This window comes from Aestuarium sp. (assembly GCF_023253315.1).
Taxonomy (GTDB): domain Bacteria; phylum Pseudomonadota; class Alphaproteobacteria; order Rhodobacterales; family Rhodobacteraceae; genus Marivivens; species Marivivens donghaensis.
Window position 1 is genome coordinate 1 of the sequence record NZ_JALRGW010000053.1, and the last position, 3,502, is coordinate 3,502.

5 protein-coding genes are annotated in these 3,502 nt (G+C 60.3%); 2 read left to right on the forward strand and 3 right to left on the reverse strand.

The genetic code is table 11. The features are described 5' to 3' along the window. Nucleotides 1–260 (forward strand): hypothetical protein (locus tag AC1QQ2_RS13850; RefSeq protein WP_479713567.1); only part of this gene is annotated, 260 nt, incomplete at its 5' end. 175 nt (nucleotides 261–435) lie between these two features. Then, nucleotides 436–903: a zinc-ribbon domain-containing protein gene (locus tag AC1QQ2_RS13855; protein ID WP_479713568.1), complete on the forward strand. Its 468-nt coding sequence runs from the start codon at nucleotides 436–438 to the stop codon at nucleotides 901–903. Here AC1QQ2_RS13855 and istB read toward each other — a convergent pair whose 3' ends face one another. The 3 genes from istB to AC1QQ2_RS13870 all read right to left on the reverse strand — a co-directional run. Further along, the gene (gene istB, locus AC1QQ2_RS13860; RefSeq protein ID WP_274830484.1) at nucleotides 904–1,668 is read right to left on the reverse strand and encodes an IS21-like element helper ATPase IstB; all 765 of its coding nucleotides are present in this window, start codon (nucleotides 1,666–1,668) and stop codon (nucleotides 904–906) included. It abuts the gene before it with no gap. Next, nucleotides 1,665–3,152, reverse strand: a complete 1,488-nt coding sequence (gene istA / locus AC1QQ2_RS13865; protein WP_425537426.1) for an IS21 family transposase — start codon at nucleotides 3,150–3,152, stop codon at nucleotides 1,665–1,667. The genes istB and istA overlap by 4 nt, the downstream gene beginning before the upstream one ends. A gap of 131 nt (nucleotides 3,153–3,283) precedes the next feature. Next, on the reverse strand, nucleotides 3,284–3,502 hold a 219-nt coding region (locus tag AC1QQ2_RS13870), incomplete at its 5' end, for a hypothetical protein (protein WP_479713569.1).

The following is a 3,502-nucleotide window of genomic DNA, read 5'->3' on the forward strand; positions in this document are numbered from 1 at the left end:
GAAGAGGGGAGGGGCTATATGGGGCCACAGAAGCCTTTCTGAGGGATATGTCAGTGGTTCGATACGGTATGAGGTTCTTAAGCGAGCTGGGCGTCGCTGCGAGAGTGGCTATTGCGGAGCGAGATTATCTTTTGGCCCATAAGACGCAGCAGAGTAGTGCTGTGGCACTGGGCTACGGTACAGCTTACCCAGCATCTAATATGTTGGAAAACCAATTAGCGGCTTTGGCTTGTACTGACTGGGGAGATTTTCGTTTTTGAGCCACGGTGTAGTCTGTGTAAGCGGAAGGGGTTTGTAGAGATGAGGATAGTCTACGAAGGGGCTAGCCATGTGGCCTTGGAGGCGACAAGGTTTAGTCGAGGTCTGTTATCTGATGGAAGTGCAACAAGTGAAGCAATTCTTGAAATGCCGTCCCAGCGATAGCATCTTGGCTACGTGAGCAAACGACAAGAAGAACTCTTTCCTGACCTGCCGTCCGACAAGAAATACGTCTCGGACTACCCTGAACTTGTCGCCGAATGGCATCCGACCAAGAACGGGAACAAGTCGCCTGAAGATGTGTTGCACGGTTCTAACAAGCTAGCGTGGTGGCAATGCGGTGAAGGTCACGAGTGGGAAGCCCTCATCTCCAACAGAGCCATTCACGGGAGAAGCTGCCCATACTGTTCTGGGCGCAAGGTTTCAGACACGAACAATCTTCTATACCGCTTCCCAGAGGTGGCTAAGTTTTGGTCCTGCAAGAACGGCATGGGGCCGCTGTCAACGGCGGAGCAAAAACCGGCCACTTGGCGGCGCAAAACCCGGCCAGTGGCGGGGCGCCGAGCGACATGGCGCGTGCGCTCCTCAGATAGCTGGCGCGTGCCATGGCGCATTGGCCCGCAGGGCCAATCCTGTGAAGGATGATCAGGTTGGGGCTTCGGCCTTTCGGGCGCGGCTCTGGGCAAGCCTGTAGCTCTCGCCGTTCATCTCGAGGATGTTGACGTGGTGGGTCAGCCGGTCGAGGAGAGCGCCGGTAAGGCGCTCAGTTCCGAAGGTTTCGGTCCATTCGTCGAATGGCAGGTTGCTGGTGATCATCGTGGCGCCGCGCTCGTAGCGCTGCGAGATCAGTTCGAACAGCAGTTCGGCGCCGGTCTTGGACAGCGGCACGAAGCCCAGCTCGTCGATGATGAGCAGCTTGACGCCGGCCATCTGTTTTTGGACGCGCAGCAAACGGCGTTCGTCGCGCGCTTCCATCAGCTCGTTGACGAGTGCGGCAGCGGTGGTGAAGCCGACCGACATGCCCTTCTGGCAGGCGGCCAGCCCGAGCCCGAGGGCCACATGCGTCTTGCCCGTGCCGCTCGGGCCGAGGGCGATGACATTCTCGCGCCGGTCGATCCATTCGCAGCGGGCGAGTTCCAGCACCTGCATCTTGTTCAGCTTGGGGATCGCCTTGAAGTCGAAGCTGTCGAGGCTCTTGGTCGCCGGGAACTTCGCGGCCTTGATGCGGCGCTCGACCATCCGCCGCTCACGATCGATCAACTCCAGCTCGACCAGGCGGGCCAGGAACTGGACATGGTCCAGCCCCTCTGTGGCGCACTGGCGGCCCAGCTTCTCATATTCCCGCAGGAAGGTGGGTAACTTGAGCGTCTTCAGATGATCCGCGAGCAGGATCTTCGAGGTGTCGGTCATGCCGCATCCCCCGACAACAGGGACATGTAACTGGCTGCCGAGGTGGTCCCGACATTCGCGCGCGGCAGGTAGGGGTAGACATCGAGATCCAGCCTCGGTGGCCGTTTCTCAACATGGCAGAGAGCGAGGTGCTTCACGGCATCGAAGCCGACCGCGCCCAATTGCAGGGCCTTCTTCACGGCCGCGTGGAGATCATCGATGTCGAAGGTTTCCAGCAGGCGCAAGACCTGCACATATTCCCGGCGTCCCGCCTTGATCATCCGCGCTTCCATCAGGCGGCGCAGGGTTGCGAACTCCGGCGGAAGCTCCCATTCGGCAAGAGGCGCCGCCTGATCCAAAGCATTGATCTTCCTCTCGATGAGCGGGAGATAATGCACCGGATCGAAGACCATGTCCTCGCGGTCATAGCAGCGGGGATGGCGTGCGATGAGCTCGCCACCGCAGCCGATCACGACCTCGTCGACATAACCCCTGATCCAGACGTCGCGGTGGCCGTAGGCGACCGGCACCGAGTAATCGTTGGTCTTGTAGCGCACCAGCGCCTGGGAGCTGACCCGCCCGGTGGCTTGGTCGCAGGCATCGAACGGTGCCACCGGAAGCTCGGACATCGCGGCAAGATCTCGACCGAGGCGTTGACCGATCGTCTCGGACTGGCCCCGCAGGACATCCGCCTGACGGTCAAGACACTGATCCTCCAGGTAACCGTTGAATGCGTCCCAGGTCGCAAAGCGCGGGATCGGCACCATGAAGTTGCGGCGGGAATAGCCGACCAATCCCTCCGCGTTGCCCTTGTCGTTCCCCTTGCCGGGGCGGCCGTAGCGGTCACGGAAGAGGTAATGCGACAGGAACCCGCTGAAGAGCGTGGCCCGCTGACGCATGCCGTCCGGCAGGATCTTCGCAACCAGGCAGCGGTCGTTGTCGTAGAGGACCGACGCGGGGACCTTGCCGAAGAATGCGAAGGCGTGGACGTGGCCGTCGACCCAGGCTTCCGCTGTCGCCGCGGGATAAGCACGCACGAAGCAGGCATCGCTGTGCGGCAGGTCCATCACGAAGAAATGCGCCTTCTGCTCGACGCCGCCGATGACAACCACCGCCTCGCCGAAGTCGGCCTGGGCATGTCCTGGCGGATGCGCCAGAGGCACGAACATCTCGCGGCCGCGCCGCTCGCGCTCCCGCATGTAGTCCTTAATGATCGTATAGCCGCCAGTGAACCCATGCTCATCGCGAAGCCGCTCGAACACCCGCTTCGCCGTGTGCCGTTGCTTTCGATGGACCTCGCGATCGCCTTCCAGCCAGCCATCGATGATCTCGGTGAACCCATCCAGCTTCGGCCGCTTCACCGGCGCCGTCCGCCGGTATCCGGGCGGAACCGAAAACTCCAACATCTTCCGAACGCTGTCGCGGGAAATCCCAAACTGACGCGCGGCTTCGCGCTGGCTCATCCCCTCGGCACACGCCAGTCGCACCTTACGATACAAATCCACGGTGAAAATCCTCCCGCCCTCCCCGTCGCCAGAAAGGGTAAAGGTGGACGACTTTTACGCCGCCCGCAGCGGGCTCATCCCGCCGCTACCGTGGCCGACTTTCTCACCGCCGTTCTCAGAATTGAAATTATTCACTGCTGTCGCCAGTAGCGGAAGATATTGATAACTGTATTGGGAATTGCTTCAGCAGCATCGTCGAGCACTCGATCGAGTTCGTCTTGGGGGATTTCTAGCGGGGAATTACCACTCTCATCCAAGATATGAACAAGGATCGGCATGATAAGGTGACCGTGTGTTCCGCTTTCGGTCAGTCGTAACCACGCTTCATGTCTTAACGACACTGCTTGCAT